We start from the raw sequence: 21331 nt of genomic DNA on the forward strand, positions 1-21331 counted from the left end.
GTCCGCCAAGGGAATCGTCCCAACCCACCCACTCGTCACCTAAGGAGACCGCCATGACCGACCTCGCCTGCGCCATCGACCTTCTCGAAGATCGCGCCTCCCTGTACCGCCTGCTCGCCTCGCTGTACTATCAGCCGCTGTCCGAGGAGCAGATCGATGCCCTGGCCGCCAGCGACCTCGCCGGGCTGGCCGGCGACAGCGAATCCCCCTTCGCGCCGGCCTATCGCGACTTGCACGGAGCGCTGCGCCTGCGGCACACGGGCACCAAAGAGGAGCTGGCCGCCGACTTCACCGGTGCCTTCTACGGCATCCGCACCCGTGAGGGCCGCACGGCCCAGCCCTTCGAATCGCTGTTTCGTACCCAGGGGACAGGCCAGCTCATGGGCGAGGCTCGCAGCGAGGTATACCGGGAGCTGCGCGCGCACCAACTGCGCGTTCCCGAGGGCGTCGACCTGCCCGAGGACCACCTGTCGTTCATCTTCGCCTACTTGGGCCGTCTTTGCGACGATGCCGCCGCGGCCCTGCGCGCGGGAAACGAAGGCCAGGCCGCAGAGCTTCTCGAGCGCCAGCGATCCTTCTTCCGAGCCCATGTGGCCTCGTGGGTACGGGATTTTCTGGTCCAGGCGCGGCTGATGGTGGAAACCCGATTCTACCGGGGCGTCCTCGCGCTGACGGAGGCCTTCGTCGCCGAAGAGGAACGCTCCTTCGAAGAGGCGGCATCACTGGCCGCATAGCGATGGGCGCCCCGAATCTGGGCGCCCATCGCGTTCTGCTGGGAAGAGTGTAGGGCATGGGCGCGTTTTTGGCTTGGAAATCACGACTTTGGAACCAATCGGAGGCAATCTCGGCATCGGCGAAACGCGCGACCTGGGAAAACGCCGTCCCGACTACTCTCAGCGAGTGCCGAAACGGCGTTTTCGGTTCCCAAACCGTTCAAAAGAAGCCAAAAAGCAGCCGGAGCGCCGCCCGTGGGGAGAAACGGCGCTAGGCGACTACTTCGCCCTGGGGGCCTCCCGCCGCCGCACTCGATTCCGCGGCGGCGCTTTCTCCCTGACCCTGAGCACGCTCGCCCTGCGCGCCCTCGCCTTGCTGGGCACTCTCGGCGTTTGAGCCGCCGCGGCGACCGCCGAAGCCGCGGCCCTGACCGCCATCGCCCTGCGGTTGCTCGCCATCAGCGAAATCGCCTCGCATGCCGCCGCGCTGGCCGCCCATGCCGCCCGCAGTCGGCGTGGTGGACGCCGTGAACTCAGTTGCCGTTCCGTTGACAGACACCGTGCCCGCATCGCCCTCGGCCAACTGCGGAGCCGAGACAACAACGCACTGGAAGGCGGACGGAGCTGTATAGTCGACCAACGTCGTGCCGGCCGCATCGGCCACCGCAACCTCCGCGCCAGCGGCCCCTTGGGCCATCACCAGCGCGAAGGGCTGCGTGCCCTCGGTAAACGACTCGGCCATCCCGGCCGAGCCAGCCAAAAGCACCGTGCCGCCGGTGATGGTGGCGCCGTACTCGTAGTCAAGCGCACTGTCGCCGTTGCCGGAACTGACCCCGAGCAGCGTGCCGCCTGTCACCTCGATGTACCCGTTGGAGTCGACGGCATCGCCGCCAGCCTGGATAGTCACCGCGCCGCCATTGACCTGGATGAGGCAATCCTCGCTCGCGTTGGCGCCCAGAGGACCGCCTGCGCCGCCCATGTCGGCCATGTCGCCGCGGCCGCCCTGGGCATCTGGCCGCCTTCCGCCCCCTCGGGCCGCTCGGGCATCTGGCCGTCAAACCCCTCGGGAGGCTCCGGCATCTGGCCGTCTTCCGGCATCGTCGGCACCTCACCTTCGGGCAGATCGGGCATGGTACCGTCGGGCATCTGCCCGTCAAAGCCCTCGGGGGGCTCGGGTGCCTGGCCGTCTTGCGGCATCGCGCCATCTGGGGCGCCGTCGGGCACACCGCTGCCATCGGGCGCGCCGTTGCCGTCGGGCGTCTCGCCCTGCGGCTGGGGCTCTCCGCCCTCCGCGCTCATCCCCGCCGCATTGGAAGCTGCCGAAGACCCCTCAGCATCCGCGCTCTCGTCGGAGCGCTCGGCCACCGCGGCGTTGATGCCATCGTCGCTCGCCACGATGTTCAGCTCACCGTCGTTCACGATAACTTCCTCGGCCTCGATGCCCTCCTCGCTTCCCGTCACATTCAGCGTGCCGCCGTCCATGGTGAAGCAAGTCTCGGCGTTCACGCCCTTGCCTCCAGCCTCCACGGTAAACGAGCCGCCCGTCATAGCCGCTTCCACTTCGGAGCGCAACGCATGATCGGCGGCCTTCACGATTCCCTCGCCCCCGGCAATGCGCAGATAGGTGGCCGCCTGCACGCCGTCATCCTGCACATCCATGGCGAAGGTGCCGCCGTCGATGGACACTAAACCGCGCGTCGGGTCCTCATCGTTGCTCGACTTCACCCCGTCGCCTCCGGCCGTCACCGTAAACGAGCCGTCAGCGATCTTCACGCAGTCCTTGCCCCGCAGGCCGTCCTCCTTAGCCGTCACGGTCAGCGTGCCGCCGGTGATAACCAGATCGTCCTTGGAGTTCACACCGTGACGGTAGTTGCCCTCCACCGTGAGGGCGCCGCTTCCGTTGATAGTCAGGTCGTCCTTGGAGAACAGGACCGCGTTCGGCTCGTCCTCGCCATCGGCGAGCGTATAGGCCGCGCCGTCGGCCAGTGTGTTCTGCGAGCCATCGGCCAGCGTGATGAACACCTTGTCGGCCTGCTGCACGTTCAGCGCCGCGCCGTCGGCGTTGCGAATCGTCGCCCCCGCCAGCACCACCTGCACCTTATCCTGATCGGTCGCGCTCACCACAAGAGCGCCGTCGGTAAGCTCGCCGGACACCACATAGGTGCCGGCGGCCGTAATGGTCACCGTGGAGCCGTCCACCGCAGCGCCATCGCCCTCAACAGTCGCGCCCGCGCCCGAAAGCGCGATCTTCGTGGCCGATGCGGTATCGTAGGAGGCATCCTTGTCGCGGTCGGAGTAGGCGAAGTCCATCCCCGCAATATCGATGAGCGCGTCCCAATCGACCGCTTCGGCGCTGGCCGCTGCGCCACCGCCTTCACCAGCCGCGCCGCCCTCGCCGGCCGCCCCGCCGCTTTCAGCAGCATTGTCGCCGTAGGTGCCGCCCGCGCAACCGGACAGCGCCAACGTAGCGGCCAAGGCCGAAGCCAGAGCCCCGCGCGCCCACCGTCGCCGCTGCTCAACCGTGCCGTTCATCATATTCGTCTTCATCATGCACATCCTCCCAGTAACGTATTGCATTTCCATTTCATTCAGGAAACCCTCGAAGCGGCCCCCAGCAGCCGTTACAGCGTTTCCCGCGCCTGGGGCGTCATGCCCAGCGAGATCTTCAGATTCCCGTTCAAGCAACGCAGCTCGTCGATCATGGCCTTCTCCAGCCCCGGCTCGCGCATGCGCAGCTGGTAGGTCAGTTGGAAGAGGCTGCCCATGTTGGTGGTCGTCACCTCCACCAGCTCCAACTCGGCCGCATAACGCCCGAGCACCGCGTCGAACACGCCGTCGTATTCCAAGTCTTCGGGAATGGTGATGCGCAACATCTTGCCCGGTTCGCGCGGCCGGCCGAAGGGAGTGAGCACGAACAGCAGGTTCACCAGGGCCACCACCGCGGTGAACAGCACCGCGAGTCCCAGAAAGCCCATGCCCGTGGCCAGACCCACGGCCATGGCCAGAAACACGCTGCCGATGTCCTTAGCCGATCCGGGAATGGAGCGGAAGCGCACCAGGTTGAACACGCCCATGACGGCGATGCCCGCGCCGAGGTTGCCGTTCACCAGGGTGATGACCATCTGCACGATCAGCGGCAGCAGGGCCAACGTAACCACGAAGTTCTTCGTATAGTTGTGGCGGAACATGTACACGGCCGCGCAGATGGCACCGAGCGCCACCGAGAAACCGCAGCACAGCAGAAAATCAGTGGCCGACACCGCCCCCACAAGAGAGTCGGCCGTACCGAACACAGAACTGAAGGTTGCATCGAACATGAAAATCCTTTCTTTAGGCGAGTACTCTTCCAAAAAGTGGACAAAAAAGCCTCGAGTGAGCCCTCAACCGCCCCCAAAGCCCTATTTCAAGGGCGCGATCCCTGTCGCCAGCCCGAAAATCACAGGCAAAGTTCGTATCACACGATCATTTTGCTCACCCGAGCGAGGCCCGGCTGCTCACTCGACCCACTTTTGTCCATTTTTTCCCATTGTGCCCACAGTGAGCGAGTTGGTAAGCGCTCCCGTACTTGGTGAACGATGCCGAGTAGATGCGATGGGTCGAGAGCATCGTCACGAGCCAGGGCGGATAGGGGCCGGCGCTCTTAATTTCCAGGATGGCCTCGTCGGAGGCGATAATCGGCAGCCAGGGGGCCTTCGGCTGGTGACAGTCGAGGTACACCAGCCCATCGTCGAAGGTGAGGCGCAGACCTGGGTCGAAGACGGGACGTCGGGCTGCATCGAATGCGGAGCGCGGAGCTAGGTCGAAGGAACCAGCCGCTTTGATCCCGCCGCGCCCTCCTGTCCCGTCGCCCCCTTCGAATGCGTCAGCCGCAGCATAGGCCCAGGCCTCGCGGTCGCAGGCGATGCCCATGGATGGCACCAGCGGTAGCCAGCGATCCATTGCGGCCGTCAACTCCCGGGCGATCTGGCGGGCACCGGGCGCGAGGCCTCCCTCCTCGGAGCCGTCGGCCACGGGCCAGCGGGCCCAGGCCTGTTCGTAGGGCAAACCACTCACGAAGGCCAGGGCCGCCGGCAGCGTAAGGGCCAAGCGCCGCTTGTGCACGATGCCCTTGAACTTCTTCTTGATGCCGAAGAACACCGTCGGCGCAGCACTCAAGCCGGCAGCGGCCAGGGCTGAAGCCGCCCGTGCCTCCACCTCGCCGTCCGACAAGGGCGCTCCGCCAGCCTCACGCCTCACCGGTTCCCCGCCGCCGATCTCGCGCCTCACCGGTTCCCCGCCACCGATCTCGTGCCGCACCATTTCCACGCCATCGGGCTCACGCCGGGCCGGGCCGGCGCCGAACGCGGTCATGAGCGCCACGCCAGCCGCCTCGCCGTAGGCCCGCAGGCGCAGTTTCTCCTTGTACAGGGGCTTTTCCACTGACCGGGCGATCATGGCCCGGTCAGGCGTGTCCACATACAGGCTCGTGATGCGGGTGCGACCGTAGGCGTCCACAGCCATGGGGCCGCCTTCCCGGGCAGCCGCCTCCACCGCGCGCCGCTCGGTCGCCCCGAGGCGGTGCTTCTTTTCCACGCGCTTGAACACGCACTGGTAATCGGCCACAGGTCACCTCCTCTCGCTCTTTCCCGGCGGCCATCATAGGGGGACTTCCTGAAAAGTCCCTGAAGCAGGGCGGTCCTTTCAGCTTGCTTTCAGCCGCGGCGTTACAATGGAGGTCGTGGCAAAACGGCCCGGCCTAAGGAGAAGGAGCCCCATGCACATACTGGTGGTGGAAGACGACGTGCGCCTCGCCGAGGCGCTGGCCCGCATCCTGGAGGACAACGGCTACACCGTGGACGCGGTCCACGACGGCCAGGCCGGCATCGACTACGGCGCGACGGGCATCTACGATGTCATCATTTTGGATGTCATGCTGCCGAAGGCCGACGGCTTTACCGTGGCCCAGCACCTGCGGCGTGCCCATGTGAGCACGCCCATCCTGCTGCTCACGGCCCGCGACGCCACGACCGACAAGATCGCCGGGCTCGATTCGGGAGCCGACGACTACATGACCAAGCCCTTCTCGCCGGCCGAGCTCATGGCCCACTTGCGGGCCCTCACTCGCCGTCAGGGCGACGTGGTCTTCGAGACCTTGGTCGCGGGCGATCTCACCCTGAATCTGGAGAGCCTTGACCTCACCTGCGGAGACGCCGCCGTGCGCCTGAGCCAGAAGGAGTTCGCCATCGCCCGCATCCTGCTGGGATCGCCCGGAGCGGTCATCTCGAAGGAGGCGCTCATCACCCGGGCCTGGGGGCCCGATTCCAGCGCCAGCGACAACAACGTGGAGGCCTACATCTCCTTTTTACGGAAGAAGATCGCCCACGTGGGGTCGACGGCCAAGATCGAGACCATCCGCAGCGTCGGCTACCGCTTCGCCGAGGGCGCCCAGTGATCGGCAACGACCCCACCGCCTCGCCGATGACCAACCCTGCCATTGAGGCACCTGCCGCATCCCGCGCCTCCGCCGCACCGGAAGCCCCCCGCGACGCCGCGTCCCCCGCAGCCGGCCGGGGCTCCACAGCGGAGGCCCGCAGTCGCGGCGCCGCGCCGATCCCTCCCGCTGCGGCCACCGGGCCCTCCAGCACGACGACCCCGCCTTTGCTGCGCGGCTTGCGGGCGAAGTTCATCGCCTTGAACATGGGCCTGGCCGCCCTGGTGCTGGCCGGCTCCTTCACGGCCATCTGCTACATGGACTACCGCAGCGATGTGGACGAGACCTACCGCACCCTCGCCCAGGCCCTGAACCCCGCGGGCCATCGGGCCCAACTCGTTCCCGACCGACACCCCCTTACACCCCCTGAAGAGAGCGGTCCGGCGGACGAGGGTACCTTCACGCCCCCGGAGATCGGCGGAGAGCTCCAGGGGACGCCGGACAGCCCCGTGCCCACGGCCGTATACCATTGGGAGGGCGATCTCGTCCAGCCGCTGTTGGAGCAGTCGAGCGCCGTCGTGCCCGAAACAGTGCTGCCCGAAGCGATGCAAGCGGCCCTGACGGCACCGGGCACTCACGGCTACCTAGAGGAGCAGCGCCTGTTCTTCTCGAAGCGGGAAGTGGGGCCCGGATGGCTCGTGGCCTTTGCCGGCGGCGGGGCGGCGAACGCGTGGCAGGGGCTCGCTTGGGGGCTCGCGGGCATCGGCGTTATGGCCCTTGGGCTGTTGTTCCTGCTCAACCTGCGGTTCTCCCGCTGGGCCCTCGGGCCGGTGCAGCGAGCCTGGAACCAGCAGCAGCAGTTTGTCGCCGATGCTTCCCACGAGCTGAAGACGCCCCTCACGGTGATCCTCGCGAACAACGCCATCCTGCGCCGACGGGGCGGCGACACCGTGGCCAGCCAGATGCAATGGGTGGAAAGCACCCAAGTGGAAGCTGAGCGCATGCAGGCCCTCGTGGCCGATATGCTCGATCTGGCCCGCCCGGCCACCGAAGAGGCCGCCGGCGACGAGGCTCCGCTGGTGAACCTCAGCCGCCTCGTGGAAGGCGAGGCGCTCTCCTTCGAGGCCGTGGCCTTCGAGCGCGATATCGCCTGGGAGAGTTCCGTGGCCGCCGGCATCTCGGTGCGCGGAAACGCCACGCGCCTCGAACGACTCGTGGCTGTGCTGCTGGACAACGCCTGCAAGTACACCGAGCCCGGGGGCACCGTGGCCATCCACCTCGGCACCGAGCCGGGCGAGGCCGTACTGGCCGTGCGCAACAGCGGCGAGCCCATCGCCGCCGAAGACCTGCCGCACCTGTTCGACCGCTTCTACCGAGCCGATAAGGCCCGCACCCATGGAACGGCCGCCCTGGCCGGAGGGAACGGCCCGGCGGCTACCGCTGCGGGCATGCCGGCGTTGGCCGGTGATCGAGCCGGTGACAGCGCCGCGTACACCGGTGCTGCGAGTGGGTCCCCGTCGTCCGCCGCAAGCGCCCCGGCACCGACGGCCGACGGCTATGGCCTCGGCCTGGCCATCGCCCAGGACATCGCCCGGGCCCATCGCGGAACCCTCACCGCCGCGAGCACCGCCGAAGCAGGCACCACCTTCACCCTACGCCTCCCCTTGGCCTAGGCTTTCGCCTTCTCCTCTCCCAGGCGCCCACCCCTTCCCCATCCGACTCAGCACCCGCCCCCCTTCGCCAACGACAGAAATGTCGTTTCTCGCCCTCCACTGGGCAGCTCAGCCTATGAAGCGATCCGATCGACCCTTCCCCTACAAACAAAGAGGGATTCCCTCGGCGACTAAGCCAAGGGAATCCCTGCTATCGAATTTCGTCGAGAGAAATCAAGCTACGACCGTTGCCAGCGTGCAATGACCAAGGCCAGGAGAGATACTGCCGCCATCGCAAAAAGGACGGCCCCTCCCGTCACATCGCCCGTTTGCGCCAGGGGTGTCGTAGACGAGGCTGTTTTCTTGGCAACTCGTTCGCCATCTTTCATCGGCTTCTCAGTCTTTCCATCGGCCTCAGGCCCAGTGCCCACCTCATCTTCGGAAGGCCCCGGCTCTTGGCCCGCTTCCTGCTCGGGAATGCCAATCGCGAAGGTAGAGAGATCGCTTACCTCGACGCTCACATGGCCGTCAGCCACCTGAACCCGCTGAGAAGTGATACGACCATCGTTGTGCACGTGCCACAGAACAACCCAGTCTCCATCACGGCCGCCGAACTCCTTGGCCTTAACGGGGAATGTAAGCTTGAGCGTGCCGAAACCGTCGTGAACCTCGCCACCATTCACGGTCATATCGACTTCGTATACGCCGTCCAAAACGCATTTTCCATCCCCGAGGACGACCATGAGCTTGTCATAGTCAGCCCCCGACTCCACCGCCTCGGCATCCACTTTGACATAGCTGCCGTCGGGAACGTTCTCGCCGCTCAAATTTCCGCTGGCCGTGATTCCTGAGCTTCCCCCTACATGGATGGCATCATCTGCGGCCGACTCCTCTTTGACGAGCCACAGAGACACCAAAGCGACATCTGCGGTAATGGGGGTGTTGAAGTCGTAGCGCGGGCTGTTCACCGTGAGCGTTTCCGCCATCAAGTCGAGGCGCCCGTCGGTGGCCCAATCAACGGGAATGGCGGTCCAGCCAATGAACTTCTTCCCCGGACTGGTTTGCCTCGCCTGAAGTTCGGCCACAAGCTCTGGGTTCTCGGCAATGGAGCTCCCCTTCTTCACCTTATGGCGAGAGGGGGCTCCGCCTCCTTCGATCATATCGGGAGCATCAACCGGCCACCAGCCAGACAAAAAGACCGTGCAGGTCTCCTCGGCCGCATCCAGGGTCCTTTCGGACTGGGCCGACGATACCCCCTTGGGAGCAGGGGCATCGGCCTTGGCGTCGGCATTCGGAACAGCGCCCTCCTCGACACCGGCGCTCAGTGCAGGCACCTCATCAGCGGGCTGCTCTGGGGAAACGGCCCCGTTAGAGGCCTCCGGGGAAGGCACTTCGCCCGCGTCCGCTGACCCCCGCGACGGCTCGCCATCGATGGTCGATGCTTCCCCGTCGCTCCTCACGGGCGCCGGGGTCGCGGCATCAGCCGCAGGGACGTCGCCGCTAACGTTCTCGCTCTCGAAGGGAATATCCTGCACCTCCAAAGGCGCTTGAGCAGTCTCGTCACCGGCGAAGGCGCTCGCCGCACCCACCGACGGCAACCCCATACCCGCGACCAAAGCCACGGCGCACAGAAGCGAACCCCACCGGGAAAGACGCTGCTTGCTCTGCTCTCTCACTCTGATCTCCTTTTCTCCACGAAACACTCTCTCCGAGGCATCCGGACAACGGTTCGGCGCCCACCTATTTAAAGTAAAATTATAGGATTGGTGCCCTTCGCCGAGTCCTCCCGAATCTGACATAAAAACGCCCATTTATGCGGGGCGCACGCAAAAGACCCCGAGCCATGAAGAGGATAGAGGCTCGGGGGCGGGGCAGGATGGATGCCGAATAACCGATGTTAACTTGTCCAAATTTACGATATTATGTCTGCCAAATGACTAGTGTTATTATTGCCAAATGACCGAGATTATCGTAAACTTCCTGATTATTAGGAGGTTCCCATGCTTGAATACTATCCTCGCGTTGCCGACTCCCTCCTCAATTTCAAGTTGCAATCGAGCGGAGCCGTGCTCATTCGAGGGCCCAAATGGTGCGGTAAGTCGACGACTGCCGAGCAGAGGGCCCGAAGCTCCGTTTTCATGCAAGATCGCCAAACAAGCGCCCAGAACAGAGAGCTTGCAAAAAACGCGCCCGCCCTCCTGCTGGCCGGTCCCGCCCCTCGGCTCATCGATGAATGGCAAGTGATTCCCTTCATTTGGGATCAAATTCGCTTCGAAGTGGATCAGCGCGGCGAGAACGGGCAGTTCATACTCACTGGCTCAGCCACACCGCTCTCCGATCCGGAAGGTGACGAACCTCATCCTTACGCGCACAGCGGCATAGGCCGCATAAACCCCCTAACTATGAGAACCATGTCGCTATTCGAATCTCGCGATGGCAACGGCAGCGTTTCCCTCGCGGATCTATTCCGCGAAAACGGAGCAATAGCCGCCCAATGCGACCTGACACTGGAGGACTACGCCTATCTCACCTGTCGCGGCGGGTGGCCCCGCGCCCTCGACCTCGATCGAGAGGTCGCCCTCGAACAGGCATTTGTGTTCTATGACGGCCTCGTTCACGAGGACATCAACCGCGTCTTTCGGCGAACGAAGAACCCCGAGCGCATCAAGCGCTTCATGCGCTCCTACTCCCGTGCCGTCGCCACCGAGACTTCGCTGGCCGAAATCCGCAAGGACATGGCCGCCAATGACGAGGCGACGCTGAGTGACGAGACCATCTCGCTCTACATCTCTGCGTTGGAAAAATTGTTCGTCATCGAGAATCTTCCCGCGTGGAATCCGAATCTACGGTCGAAAACCGCCGTGCGAATATCGGCGACGAAGCATTTCGTCGACCCATCCATTGCTTGCGCCGCCCTCGGTCTTGGACCCCGCGATCTCATCAACGACCTCGCGACCTTCGGACTGTTCTTCGAATCTCTCTGCGTGCGAGACCTGCGCGTCTACGCCGAGAGCCTCAACGGTCAGATATACCATTACCGCGACAAAAAGGGCCGCGAGGCCGATGCGGTCATCCACCTGAGAGACGGAAGCTGGGCGCCGGTCGAAGTAAAGCTGGCCAGCCAAGAGCACATTGAGGAGGCAGCGCAGAACCTACTCCGTTTCGCTTCCGATATCGACACCAACAAGATGAAACCCCCGAGCTTCCTCGCGGTCGTCACCGCCACCGGCTATGCCTATCGTCGCTCCGACGGCGTCTACGTCATCCCCCTCGGCTGCTTGCGCCCGTAAGAACCCATCCATGGATTTTAGACGATGAGAAGAAGGGCGCGCCATTATATACTTCGCTCGCCCATCAGGTCAGGTGAAACAAAAGCCCCCGAGCCATGAAGAGGATAGAGGCTCGGGGGCGGGGTAGGGCAGCTGCCAAAGTTACCGGGAGAAAGGCAGCCGTCTACCTCTCGAAAATGTCGCCGTTGAACGTAAGGCGGAAGGTGTCGAGAATCTGATGGGGGTTGTCGGCCAGATCCACCGGCCGCGGCGTCATGGGATAGCGATGGCAGGTGCCATCCACCAGCCAGTCGGTGCGCACCTCGTCGAGGATCGTGATGGCCTGGGTCGGGCAGATGTCCCGGCAGCTGCCGCACTTCACGCAGTCGGCGGGGGTATGGGCCACGCCCAGTGCGCCATCGGCCTCATCGAACTTGGCAATGGCGCCGGTGGGACAGAACGTGGCGCACATACGGCAAGAAACGCACTTCGCGCCATCGATGACCACGGCCCCCGCCAAGCGGCACGCCACCGACGGAGCCGCCGGCTCGCCCAAAGCAGCCAGGGCATCAAGTAAGCGCTCGCGCCGATCGGGAACGAAATGGGGCAGGGTGCCGTCCTTCATGACGTGCAGGGAATGGGACGCGACCTTGCGGCTGTGACCCGAATTCCAGAAGAAGCGCAGGCCCGGGCCCACCGTGGTATCGGCCGCCTCGGCCTCCGGGGATGAGAGGGACACCGGGCCGCGACCGACTGGGCGCGGGCCGCCCTCGGAAACCACCCCGTCAGCCGCAGCGTCCCCTTCGCGCACCACGGGCACGCAAGCGCGTCCCTCGGCGAAGAAGTCGTCGCGGGCCCGGGCCGCCTCAGCGGCCGTAACACCCCCGGTCAGCAGAAACTGCGGCACTTCGTCGGTCACCCGCACGGCCAGGGAGGCACCCCAGGCATCCAGCAGGGTCTGAGCCGTCTCGGCCACGAGCACGGCTGTGGCGGCCCCGTGGCGCTGGGCGCACCGGTCGCATCGGCCGCAGAGCACGGCAGCCTCCCGCACCCCGCGGGCCGCCAGGGTGCACAGAAGCGACTCATCCACGCGCCCGGCGCACACCACGGGAACCACGGCAGCGCTATCCACGAGGCCATCCAGCGCCTCCAAGGCAAGCCCGCAGCCCACGACCACCCGCCCGTCGCGCACGGCGCTCAGGCAGGCGCCGGCCAACTCGGCATCGCTCGGGTTCAGAGATTCCAAAGCGCACGTGGGGCACACCGTGGCACAGGTACCGCAGCCGACGCACCGGGCCGCATCGATAACCAGCTCGCCCTCCACCAGGGCAATGCAACCCGAGGTGCAGGCGGCGGCGCATTTCAGGCACGCCACATTGCGATTGCGCACCTTGGCGCAGCGCTCCCGATGAACGCGAATGGCCGCGCTGTCCACGGCCGTAAAGGCAGCGCCCACATGACGGTGAGCGGCCGCATCGATCTTCTCAACCATAGTTGCTCCTCTTCAAAGGCGGTCGAGCCTCTCCCAAAGCTCTTCCGCTCTTACGACTAAAGCAATGTCTCTTACGTCGGGTTCCGGCGGCCGCCCTCGCCGACCTCTGCGCGCCCTGCACTCTGCTCAAAATGATATCGCGCAGGCGGCCCGCGGAACCCGTGCTCGCCGACCTCTGAGCGCCCTGCGAAGAACGCGGCTCAAAAGAAGCAGATTCCACGCCAGCAGCAGCGATGCGGGGATAGTACCGACTAGCGTGCGTCATCCCCTCTGCTTCTCTCGCCGCGTTCGCAGCAGGAGCAGCGCGAAGCGGGCGGCGAGCACGGGTTCCGCGGGCCGCCGCCCCAAGTTCCTAGTCCAGCTTCGGCTCCAGATCCTCCAGGGCCGGGTCGGCCACCACGACGGTGCCCTTCGCCTTCTTCCCCGCCAGCAGCGGCATAGTGATAGCCTTGGTGGGACAGGCGTCCACGCAGGCACGGCAACGGGTGCAGTCGGCCGTGGTGAGCTCGCCAAAATCGGGGTGGCGCAGGTTGATGTCGAACTGGCACACCTCGGCGCACTTGCTGCACGAGGCGCCCTTGGCGGTTTCCAAGCACTTCTCATCGTCGATAACCGGCACAAAGGTGCGCGAGAAGCGGCCCACCAGGTTCATGAGGGCCGACAGCGGGCAGAAGCGCGTGCACCACTTCCGCAAAAACACGAGCTCCACGATGAGCATGGCCGGGATGAGAATGATGCCGATGGTGGCGTCGCCCGCCGAGAAGGCCCGCCACAGCACGAGCACCGTGGCAAAGGTGAGGCCCACGGGGCACACGAGGCAGAACACCGGGAAGCCGAACACGGCCGTGGACAGAAGCGCGCCGCCGAGCACCGCGTGGCGCGAGTCCAGCTTGCCGTGCTTAACCGGCTGGCACTTCCCGCAGGCACCGCAGGCGTGGCCCTTGGCGTCCTTGGCCGGCTTCAGGCTGTCCAGCTCCTGCTGGGAAATGGCCTTGATCTCGGCGTTCTTCTGCTCGGCCAGGGCCTTGCGCTTCTTGGGCGAGCGGAAGTAGTCGCGGATGCGGTAGATGAGGGTGGTGGGGCACAGCCACGCGCAGAAGGCGCGACCCACGAGCAGCACGAGAGTTGCCATGATGACAAGCGAGATGACCGCCCGGGGAATCATGGTCTTCGTGGCGATCATGGTGCCGAGCGCGCCCAAGGGGCACAGCGCCGCGATGGTGTCCCAGCCGAAGCCGGACAGAGTGCCGGTGCTCACGCCGACCACCAGGCCGATTGCCATCACGCCGAACACAGCGGCGGCAATGATGGTGCGGAGGTTCTTGGTCTTCATAGGTGCCCCCTATGCCTCGATGGGACGCACCACAATGGCGCGCTCGTTGGACTTGATGGAGCCCGAGGACAGCGACAGGCACACGGCCTGGCAGGCACCGCAGCCGTTGCAGCGGTCCTCGATAACGTAGGGAATGGGGTTCGCGCCGCCCTCGTCCTTCAGCTCGATGGCGCCGTACTTGCAGGCATCGTAGCAGTCGCGGCAGCCGGTGAGGCGGTAGGCCAGGCAGGTGCGCGGGTCGATCTCGGCCGTGCCGATGACGATATCGCCCGTCTCGCCGGTCTCGGGGTTGCCCACGGTGTAGGAGGCCGGAAGCTCCAAAGCCTCGGTGGGGCACACGGCCACGCACTGGGGCACGCCGCCGTTCTCCTCGTAGCAGAAGTCGCAGTAGTTCCCCGTGTTGAAGTCGAGCATGGGGCTGCGCATGCCGAGCAGGCCATCCTCGATCTTCGCGGGCACGATCACCTTGCGCGGGCAGGCCTCGTAGCAGCGCTCGCAGCGGATGCAGCCCGACACCAGGTGCGCCTCGTCGGTGCCTCCGGGCGGTCGGTTCAGCGGGTTGTGCCCCGCATAGCGCAGGCCGCCCAGCCCCAATAGGGCCACCGTGGACCCCACGCCGATGAACAGTCCGCGCCGCGAGATACCGCCGCGCTCGGCGCGCTTGGACTCAACGGCGCCATCCCCGGGCACCGCCGTCGCTTCTTTCTTCTCCTCAGCCATGGCTTCTCCTCTTCACTCTCGCTCAAATGGCTTCAAAATCCAGGTTGTGCACAGGCGCAACCTGGATTTTCAAGCCATTTCGGAAACGCTGCCGAGAAGCGAGGCGGGCCGATGCGTTGCCTGCGGGGCTTGTCCGGTAAGAAAAGCCCGCCTCGCTCAAGTTCCTCAAAGGGCGGCCCGTCGACCAGAACGGGCCGCCTCCGTTACGCTAGTTCGCCCACTGGAACTGGATGAGGGCGTTCACGGCCACTTCGTAGAGCAGCACGCGCCACACGATGGTGCCGATGATGGCGCACACGATGGCGATCACGGCGGCCACGAGCACCTTGTCGGCGGCAATCTTGCCGGTCATGGCCAGGAAGGAGACGATGGCCGGGGCCACGCACCCGATGACGATGGCGCCGAGCCAGAAGGCCACGGCATGCTGGCCGGTCATGATGGCGCCGGTCACGGCAGCCTCAGCGCCGCGCATGGGCACATCGGGCAGAGTCGGATCGAAGTAGTACTCCATGGTGGTGTAGGACTCGCCCATGCCGGAGATGGCCACGGCGTACACCACAGTCACGATGGCCACGCACACGGTGCCGATGAAGGCCAGGGTGCTCGACAGCTTCACGGCGTCCTCGGCCTTGGTGGCGCCGGCGATGATCATGGCGGCCAGACCGCCGAGCATCACCGTGGCGGCCACGTAGTACACGGGCAGCAGCATGGTGTCCCACACCGGGATGGCGGCCATGAGGTAGGAATCACCCGTCGCGAACGGCAGGGCCACGGACACCACGATGGCCAGGATGGCACACCACTTGGGGGCCACGCCCTCCTCAGCGCGACGCATCATGAGGAAGTACAGCACCACGGCGATACCGAAGATGATCACGAAGATCAGCTCGATGGTAATGCCCGAGGTGATGTGGCCGAAGCCGTTCAGCATGCGCAGGGGGTTCTCCAGGTGGAAGAACACCGCCAGGCCGCCCACGGCCAAAGCCACGATGGCGCTCACGCAGGAGGCCAGCTGCATGGCCTTGCCCTTGCCCGCCAGGGTCAGGATGCCCTGGACGAGGAAGATGCCGGAGGCCAGGCAGTTAAAGAAGGTGAAGAGAATAAGGGGCCACTGAATTTCCATTGGTAGTTACTCCCTCCACTTGCGGCCCTCACGCAGCAAGTACATGATCTTGGGATCGTTGCCCTTGTTGGTGAGATGGTGAATGTCGTTTTCGGTAAAGGCTTCCACGTAGTCCTTGAGCTTGACGCGGGTCTTGGTCATCTCGTCGTACTGGCAGCCCGGGCTGTCGGGATGGGCCGGCGCCTCGAAGTTCGCCACACCCTGGTCCAGATCGCCGAAGAAGCGGGCGCGGGCGCCGCACTGGGCCACGCACTGGGGCAGCTCGCCCTGGGAGATGCGCTGCTCGCACAGCGTGCACTTCTCCACGACGCGCTCCTCCTCATTCAGGTAGCGCACGCCGTAGGGGCAGGCCATGGCGCAGAACTGGCAGCCGATGCACTTGTCCTTGTCGATCTGGATGGTGCCGTCGGCGGCCACGTGCGAGGCCTCGGTCGGGCACACCTTCACGCACTCGGGGTTCTCGCAGTGCTGGCACTGGACGGGAAGGAAGTACATCTCCACGTCCGGGTAGGTGCCGGAGCCGCCCTCGATGGGGTGAGGACCGACGCGCAGGGTCTTGATCCAGAAATTGCCCACATCGACGCCGTTGATGGCCTTGCACGCCACGGTGCAGGCAAGGCAGCCGGTGCAACGGTTCAGGTCCGTGATGATTGCGTAGTTGGACATAGCTTCTACCTCCTTCCTTTATTCCTTGATAAGGCTGATCGTCTGCAGGCCCTTGGCATCGGACTTCGCATAGGTGAGCTCCACCTTCGAGTCGTCCAGGCGCGGGTCGTTGGCCAGCCATTCCTTCAGACGCGGGTCGTTGGCGTTCGTGATGGCCTCGTTGCCCCACGGGTCGCACGGCACCGGGTTGCCGAACGGCGAGTTCTCCTCGGTGGCCTTGTAGACGACCATCGGGTTGCCGCGCAGCTGGGAGGCGCCGCAGATCCAGCACTGGGCGTACTTGTCCATGGTGCAGTTGATGCCGACGAGCTCGAAGCCATGGGCGGCGTGGTCCATCTCGGGGTACCACCAGGCATGGTTGGCGTTGGTGGTGCCTTCCTTGATGCCGTAGTACAGGTCGGCCACCTCGCGGATGGCGCCCCACGGCGTGCGGACCCAAATCCAGTCGCCCTGCTCGATGCCGAGGCGCGCCGCGTCGTTCGGGTTCATCTCGAAGCGCGGGGACGGCCACAGCTCGCGGCACCAGGGCAGCTGACGGTGCTCGGAGTGGAAGTACACGGGCTGGCGAGCGCCGGAAGTGCAGATGAAGGTGGCTTCCGGGTTCTCCTTCACGGCCTTCTTGTAGGCCTCGAGGTTGTCGGTGTCACCGTTGTCGGTGGCCTGGCCGGTGCCCACGCCCTCGATGAGGTGGTAGGGCTTGTTCAGGTAGCTCTCGCTGTTGTAGGAAGCGCTGTCCACCAGGCTGGCGTCGTACCACTCGGGGTTGGAGACGCGGGAGTTCTTGGCCTCGAACCAGTGCGGGAACTTGTCGATGTCCGGAATGTCGCCAGCGTAGGCGGCACGCTCGGGCGAGCACACCTCGGCGAAGTACGGGGTCTTGTCGCCCACCTTCACCGTGGTGCCCGGCGTCTCCAGCACGTAGGACTCGGTCACCGTGTCGCCGATGTAGGACTCACAGATGGTCGACCAGATCTCAACCTTGCCGGTGGGAGTGCCGAAGGCGCACTTCTCGTCCACGGCAGCGTACAGGTTGTAGCCGGCCTGCTGGCGACGGTAGCCCATCTCCCAGCGACGGTAGGTGCCCCAGCGCTCGGGATGCCACTTGCGGCAGTCGAACCAGCCCTCTTCCTGGAACTTCGCAGCGTACTGCGGGAAGTCGGGGCCATCGGGGTACTCCTCGGTCTTCCACCAGTCGGTGGCGTCCTTGAGCACGCGGTACTCCTGCTCCTCGTAGCCCACGCTTCCGCCAGCCTGGATGAAGTCGTGGTAGTCGAGGTTCAGCCACTCGTCGTACTCGGGATCGCGGTCGTTGAACGGCACGCCCATGGACTTGTGCAGGCACACCACGAAGGTCGGGTCGAAGACCACATCTCCGATGGGCTCCACGCAGCGCTGGCCCGCGCCGAAGATGCCGCCGGCACCCTGGGACACACGGCCGGTGTTGGTCTCCAGCCAGTGGGTGCAGGGGAAGACGTAGTCGGCGGTGCCGTTGTTCGGGCAGGACCACAGGTTGATGTCCACCCAGAAGTCGAGCTGCGTGAGGGCGTCCCATGCTTCCAGCAGGTTGGACTGGTTCATGAAGTCGCCGGACATGCAGATGCCGCCGTAGAGCTTGTAGGGGGAATCGATCTCGCGGATGGCGTCCCAGATGGAGGAAGCGTCGGTCCAGGAGTTCCAGAAGCGCAGCAGCGGGAAGCGCTCGGCGGAGATCTGGTCCGCGTTGTTCTCGAACGGCGTCTTCAGACCCGGGAAGGCGCGGGAGCCCTTGTAATCGCCGCCCTTGCGCATGGCGATGATACGGGCCTCCTCATCGGTGGGAATGTGGTTGCCGTAGCGCTCCATGAGCGGGGAATTCTCCGCCTGCAGGTACTTCACGAAGTTCTGGATCAGCGGGATCTGGTCCTCGATGGTCAGATCGCGCGGGGTGTTGCCGAGCTCCATGGTGCCGATGCCCTCGCGGATACCCCAGTCGACGGGCTCATGATCGGTCACGATCATGTTGGCGCGGCCGCAGCAGCCGTCCACCTGGGCCTTGGAGGAGCCGCGGTTGCCGGCGGGCTCGTCGGAGTTGCCGGTCAGGCAAGCGATGAGCTGCAGGGCACGGGTGTTCTGCACGGCGTGGCCGGTCTGGTCGGGAGCCAGCTGGTAGTGGATGCCGCCGTTGCCGTGAAGCGGGTTCAGGCGCGTGGTGTAGGTGCGCACCGCCTCCTCGATCTTGTCGGCGGGCACCTCGGTGATCTGGGACACGTTCTCGAGGGTGTACTCCTCCAGGTTGTGCTCCCACTCCTGCCACACGGACTTGGCCTCGATCATGGTGCCGTTCTTCAACTTCACCTGCACGCCGTCGGGCCACAGCTCCGGGTCCTTCGGCAGGCCCTTCGGGTTGGACTTGGCGCCCTTCTCGTTGCCCTCGCCAGTCCAGTAGGCGTCGTAGGCCGGGTCGGCCGGGTCGGCGAACTTGGAGGGGTCGGGCAGCCAGGCATCGGCGATGATGGGCTTGTAGGGGTGCTCGATCCAGGTACCGGTGGTCGGGATCTTGTGCTTCTCGCCCTCCCACTGGCATTCCTCGGCGTCCCAGTAGGTCGGCTTCTCGTTGGCGGCGTCCCAGCAGATGAAGCGGCGATAGGAGTACTGCTCCGGCGCCGGCTCCCAGAACTGGGAGACCCACTCGCGATCAAGGTCAGCCTCGGTGAGAAGACGGCTCGTCATGTGAATGCCGCCGTTCATCTCCAGGAAGTAGCCCTTGTAGGTCTTGCCGTCGGCCTCGGGGTTGTACAGGAACGGACCGTTGGACCAGCGCTTCACGAAGTTCTTGTCGTAGGCGTCGTTGTCCACGATCCACTTCAGCCAGCCCAGCGACAGCGCCAGGTCGGTGCCGACGCGGATGGGCAGCCAGATGTCGGCCTCCTTGCCCAGCGGGCTCATGCGCGGGTCCACCAGGATGTGCTTGTAGGCGCGCTGCGAGCAGTCGACGACGGTACGGTTGGTGGAGTCGTAGTTGGAGTACTCCGACGCGGTGCCCCACTGCACGTACACGATCGGGCCCTGCTCCACTTCCATCCAGGGCGAGCCCTTCTCATCGGTGAGCACGCCGCCGAAGTGGCGGGGGCCCTTGCAGATCTCGTAGGCGGAATGGAAGTTATGGGTGCCGAAGACCGACTTCAGCGTGCCATAGGGCGGCTGCGCCCACACACGCGAGGTGCCGCCCATGGAGAAGATCGACTTCCCGCCGTACTTCTCGATGAGCTCGTTGTACTTGGCGCCGACCTCGTCCATGGCCTCGGCGAAGTTCACACGGACCCAACCGGGATCGTCCTCGCCCTTGGGGTTGGTGCGCTTCATGGTGTAGCGCAGCCGATCGGGATGGTACAGAGCCAGCATGGACGACTGCGACTTGGCACAGCAATGACCGCGGCTGTGCGCGTTGGACTCGTCACCCTCAACCTTGATGACCTTGTTGTCCTGCACGGTGACCCACACACCGCATTCCACTTTACCGCACGCGCGGCAGCAGGAACGGATGCGCTTGACCTCACCAGCTGATTCGTCGACGCCCTCGGCCAAAGCCGCAGACGGAGCGGCGGCAAAGCTCAAGGTGCTCGCAGCGCCCGTGACGGCGGCTGCCTTCAGGAAGCTGCGACGAGTCAGTGAAAGTTTAGCCATGGGTCCCTCCTCTCTCTTAGAGTAGATAGCTTTCAACAAAACACCGGGAGCCGCCGGCGGAGCCTTGGCGGCGCGTCCCTTGGATGGATGGGAGGGATGTCCGCCGCAGCTGTCGGCAAGCTGCCGATGTTTTGTTGCCCAACGGTGGGAAATGATACGGAGCTGTTACGTTTCGCAATCATAAGAGCAGGCCGATTCAGGCCCGCGCAATCATCCGCAAGCTCATCTCTTCAGGATGATTTCCCTGTTCGCGCCCCTCCTATACTGGACAACGAAGAGGATAGGCGGCAGCCAAGATCTACGTCGGCTGCCAACAGGAAAGGAGACCCCGATGGCAAAGCCCCATCCCTCCATGGCGTTGCTGCTCGACTTGGACGAGCGTCTCGTGGACAACGATCTGCGCCTGGAGATCGACCGCTGCTACTCTTATCTGGGAACGCCGGTGGTGCGCACGCACCCGGCGGGCGAGGGAGCGCCGGAAAACACCATCCGCATGATGGTGCGCGTGGGAGCGCGCGAGTACCTGGATTCCACGGCCGAGGGCGCCGATGCGCTGTGGAGCGATTCCATCGAGCACTGGCTTTTGAACCAGGTGCACGCCGTTGAGAACCAGATGAAGATCTTCAACCGCCGCCAGCGCGAGGAGGGCCGCGACGAGCTTTTCTTCACGTGGCTGGAGGTGGAGCTTGCGGGCGGTCGCCTTATGGTGCGCCTGCGCCTGGATTCCTCCTGCGGCATTGATCCGGCCGACAGCGTGTGGGTGACCCGCGTGCGCGCGGCCCTGAACGAAGGCGCCCTCGGCGAGGGCGTGGTAGCTGTGCAGCTGCCCTCCGATGCGTCCTACGAGGAGCAGTACGTCGCCGGTCTTGCAGCCCTCGCAGCCCGCAAGGTGGCCGATGAGGCCGCGGCGCGCGCTGCCGAAGCGGCCGCGGCGGCCGAAGCGGCCGAAGCCGAGGCCGCGGCAGAGGCGACGTTCATGGCCTCGCCGGCCCTGGTGGCCGAAGCCGAGGAGGCGGCCAAAGAAGCCGAGGAGGCCGCCGACATCGTGGTGCAGGCCCGCATTGCCCGCGATCTGGAAGCCGCCGAGCGCGGCGAGCTCGAGAAGACCCCCGAGCAGATCGTAGCCGAGCGCATCGCCGAGGAGGCCCATCTGGGCGAGGACATCCAGAAGAAGTACGCCCTGCCCGAGGCCGACTTCCCCATCGCCTTCGACCAGTGGACGGTCATCTACGCCGACGGCACCACCCGCGATTTCGACGCCACCTGCGGCGTCCTGGCCGAGTAGGAGGC

Annotated in this window: 16 protein-coding genes; 5 read left to right on the forward strand and 11 right to left on the reverse strand. The window is 65.2% G+C overall.

Annotation, left to right across the window (positions count from 1 at the left end; all coding sequences use genetic code 11):
- Positions 1 to 53: 53 nt before the first annotated feature.
- A complete protein-coding gene (locus F8D48_RS01450; protein ID WP_151429672.1) occupies positions 54 to 734 on the forward strand; it encodes a TorD/DmsD family molecular chaperone in 681 nt (226 codons plus the stop codon).
- A gap of 250 nt (positions 735 to 984) precedes the next feature.
- Here F8D48_RS01450 and F8D48_RS01455 read toward each other — a convergent pair whose 3' ends face one another.
- The 4 genes from F8D48_RS01455 to F8D48_RS01470 form a co-directional block, all read right to left on the reverse strand.
- Positions 985 to 1701, reverse strand: coding sequence for a carbohydrate-binding domain-containing protein (locus F8D48_RS01455; RefSeq protein ID WP_151429673.1), 717 nt, complete (start codon positions 1699 to 1701; stop codon positions 985 to 987).
- On the reverse strand, positions 1617 to 3263 hold the full coding sequence (locus tag F8D48_RS01460) for a carbohydrate-binding domain-containing protein (protein WP_170272688.1): 1647 nt from the start codon (positions 3261 to 3263) through the stop codon (positions 1617 to 1619). Before F8D48_RS01460 ends, F8D48_RS01455 begins: the two co-directional genes overlap by 85 nt.
- Before the next feature lie 71 nt (positions 3264 to 3334).
- Complete coding sequence (locus F8D48_RS01465) at positions 3335 to 4030, reverse strand: DUF4956 domain-containing protein (RefSeq protein WP_151429675.1); 696 nt, start codon at positions 4028 to 4030, stop codon at positions 3335 to 3337.
- 154 nt (positions 4031 to 4184) lie between these two features.
- Complete coding sequence (locus tag F8D48_RS01470; RefSeq protein ID WP_151429676.1) at positions 4185 to 5315, reverse strand: VTC domain-containing protein; 1131 nt, start codon at positions 5313 to 5315, stop codon at positions 4185 to 4187.
- A 151-nt stretch (positions 5316 to 5466) separates the two neighbouring features.
- On the opposite strand from F8D48_RS01470, the gene F8D48_RS01475 reads away from it, so the two are divergent.
- Positions 5467 to 6144 carry a response regulator transcription factor gene (locus F8D48_RS01475; protein ID WP_151429677.1) on the forward strand — a complete coding sequence of 226 codons (678 nt, stop codon included), beginning with the start codon at positions 5467 to 5469 and terminating at the stop codon, positions 6142 to 6144.
- Positions 6141 to 7796, forward strand: coding sequence for a sensor histidine kinase (locus F8D48_RS01480; protein WP_151429678.1), 1656 nt, complete (start codon positions 6141 to 6143; stop codon positions 7794 to 7796). The genes F8D48_RS01475 and F8D48_RS01480 overlap by 4 nt, the downstream gene beginning before the upstream one ends.
- A 218-nt stretch (positions 7797 to 8014) precedes the next feature.
- Here the strand turns inward: F8D48_RS01480 and F8D48_RS01485 are convergent, their stop codons facing one another.
- Positions 8015 to 9451: a hypothetical protein gene (locus F8D48_RS01485; protein WP_151429679.1), complete on the reverse strand. Its 1437-nt coding sequence runs from the start codon at positions 9449 to 9451 to the stop codon at positions 8015 to 8017.
- A 324-nt stretch (positions 9452 to 9775) separates the two neighbouring features.
- On the opposite strand from F8D48_RS01485, the gene F8D48_RS01490 reads away from it, so the two are divergent.
- Positions 9776 to 11065 (forward strand): ATP-binding protein, encoded by a 1290-nt coding sequence (locus F8D48_RS01490; RefSeq protein ID WP_151429680.1) that lies wholly within the window; start codon positions 9776 to 9778, stop codon positions 11063 to 11065.
- Positions 11066 to 11228: 163 nt separating this feature from the next.
- On the opposite strand, the gene F8D48_RS11875 is transcribed toward F8D48_RS01490, so the two are convergent.
- The 6 genes from F8D48_RS11875 to F8D48_RS01525 all read right to left on the reverse strand — a co-directional run bounded on the left by F8D48_RS11875 (position 11229) and on the right by F8D48_RS01525 (position 20041).
- On the reverse strand, positions 11229 to 12536 hold the full coding sequence (locus F8D48_RS11875; protein ID WP_240806166.1) for a 4Fe-4S binding protein: 1308 nt from the start codon (positions 12534 to 12536) through the stop codon (positions 11229 to 11231).
- Positions 12537 to 12888: 352 nt separating this feature from the next.
- Positions 12889 to 13869, reverse strand: coding sequence for a 4Fe-4S binding protein (locus F8D48_RS01505; RefSeq protein WP_151429681.1), 981 nt, complete (start codon positions 13867 to 13869; stop codon positions 12889 to 12891).
- A 9-nt stretch (positions 13870 to 13878) separates the two neighbouring features.
- Positions 13879 to 14589: a 4Fe-4S dicluster domain-containing protein gene (locus tag F8D48_RS01510; RefSeq protein WP_151429682.1), complete on the reverse strand. Its 711-nt coding sequence runs from the start codon at positions 14587 to 14589 to the stop codon at positions 13879 to 13881.
- Positions 14590 to 14797: 208 nt separating this feature from the next.
- Complete coding sequence (locus tag F8D48_RS01515) at positions 14798 to 15712, reverse strand: dimethyl sulfoxide reductase anchor subunit family protein (protein WP_151429683.1); 915 nt, start codon at positions 15710 to 15712, stop codon at positions 14798 to 14800.
- A 6-nt stretch (positions 15713 to 15718) separates the two neighbouring features.
- Positions 15719 to 16378, reverse strand: a complete 660-nt coding sequence (locus tag F8D48_RS01520) for a 4Fe-4S dicluster domain-containing protein (RefSeq protein ID WP_016309656.1) — start codon at positions 16376 to 16378, stop codon at positions 15719 to 15721.
- Between the two features lie 18 nt (positions 16379 to 16396).
- A complete protein-coding gene (locus F8D48_RS01525) occupies positions 16397 to 20041 on the reverse strand; it encodes a molybdopterin dinucleotide binding domain-containing protein (protein WP_135971044.1) in 3645 nt (1214 codons plus the stop codon).
- A 331-nt stretch (positions 20042 to 20372) separates the two neighbouring features.
- On the opposite strand from F8D48_RS01525, the gene F8D48_RS01530 reads away from it, so the two are divergent.
- Positions 20373 to 21326 (forward strand): hypothetical protein, encoded by a 954-nt coding sequence (locus F8D48_RS01530; protein ID WP_151429684.1) that lies wholly within the window; start codon positions 20373 to 20375, stop codon positions 21324 to 21326.
- Positions 21327 to 21331: the final 5 nt, after the last annotated feature.

Source organism: Adlercreutzia muris (assembly GCF_008831045.1).
Lineage (GTDB): Bacteria > Actinomycetota > Coriobacteriia > Coriobacteriales > Eggerthellaceae > Adlercreutzia > Adlercreutzia muris.

Bases quoted from the DNA above. Each gene is read 5' to 3' on its own strand.
- F8D48_RS01520 (WP_016309656.1), bottom strand. From the start codon at position 16,378: ATGTCCAACTACGCAATCATCACGGACCTGAACCGTTGCACCGGCTGC.
- F8D48_RS01465 (WP_151429675.1), bottom strand. From the start codon at position 4,030: ATGTTCGATGCAACCTTCAGTTCTGTGTTCGGTACGGCCGACTCTCTT.
- F8D48_RS01510 (WP_151429682.1), bottom strand. From the start codon at position 14,589: ATGGCTGAGGAGAAGAAAGAAGCGACGGCGGTGCCCGGGGATGGCGCC.
- F8D48_RS01505 (WP_151429681.1), bottom strand. From the start codon at position 13,869: ATGAAGACCAAGAACCTCCGCACCATCATTGCCGCCGCTGTGTTCGGC.
- F8D48_RS01450 (WP_151429672.1), top strand. From the start codon at position 54: ATGACCGACCTCGCCTGCGCCATCGACCTTCTCGAAGATCGCGCCTCC.
- F8D48_RS01490 (WP_151429680.1), top strand. From the start codon at position 9,776: ATGCTTGAATACTATCCTCGCGTTGCCGACTCCCTCCTCAATTTCAAG.
- F8D48_RS01525 (WP_135971044.1), bottom strand. From the start codon at position 20,041: ATGGCTAAACTTTCACTGACTCGTCGCAGCTTCCTGAAGGCAGCCGCC.
- F8D48_RS01530 (WP_151429684.1), top strand. From the start codon at position 20,373: ATGGCAAAGCCCCATCCCTCCATGGCGTTGCTGCTCGACTTGGACGAG.
- F8D48_RS11875 (WP_240806166.1), bottom strand. From the start codon at position 12,536: ATGGTTGAGAAGATCGATGCGGCCGCTCACCGTCATGTGGGCGCTGCC.
- F8D48_RS01515 (WP_151429683.1), bottom strand. From the start codon at position 15,712: ATGGAAATTCAGTGGCCCCTTATTCTCTTCACCTTCTTTAACTGCCTG.
- F8D48_RS01475 (WP_151429677.1), top strand. From the start codon at position 5,467: ATGCACATACTGGTGGTGGAAGACGACGTGCGCCTCGCCGAGGCGCTG.
- F8D48_RS01455 (WP_151429673.1), bottom strand. From the start codon at position 1,701: ATGGCCGACATGGGCGGCGCAGGCGGTCCTCTGGGCGCCAACGCGAGC.
- F8D48_RS01460 (WP_170272688.1), bottom strand. From the start codon at position 3,263: ATGATGAAGACGAATATGATGAACGGCACGGTTGAGCAGCGGCGACGG.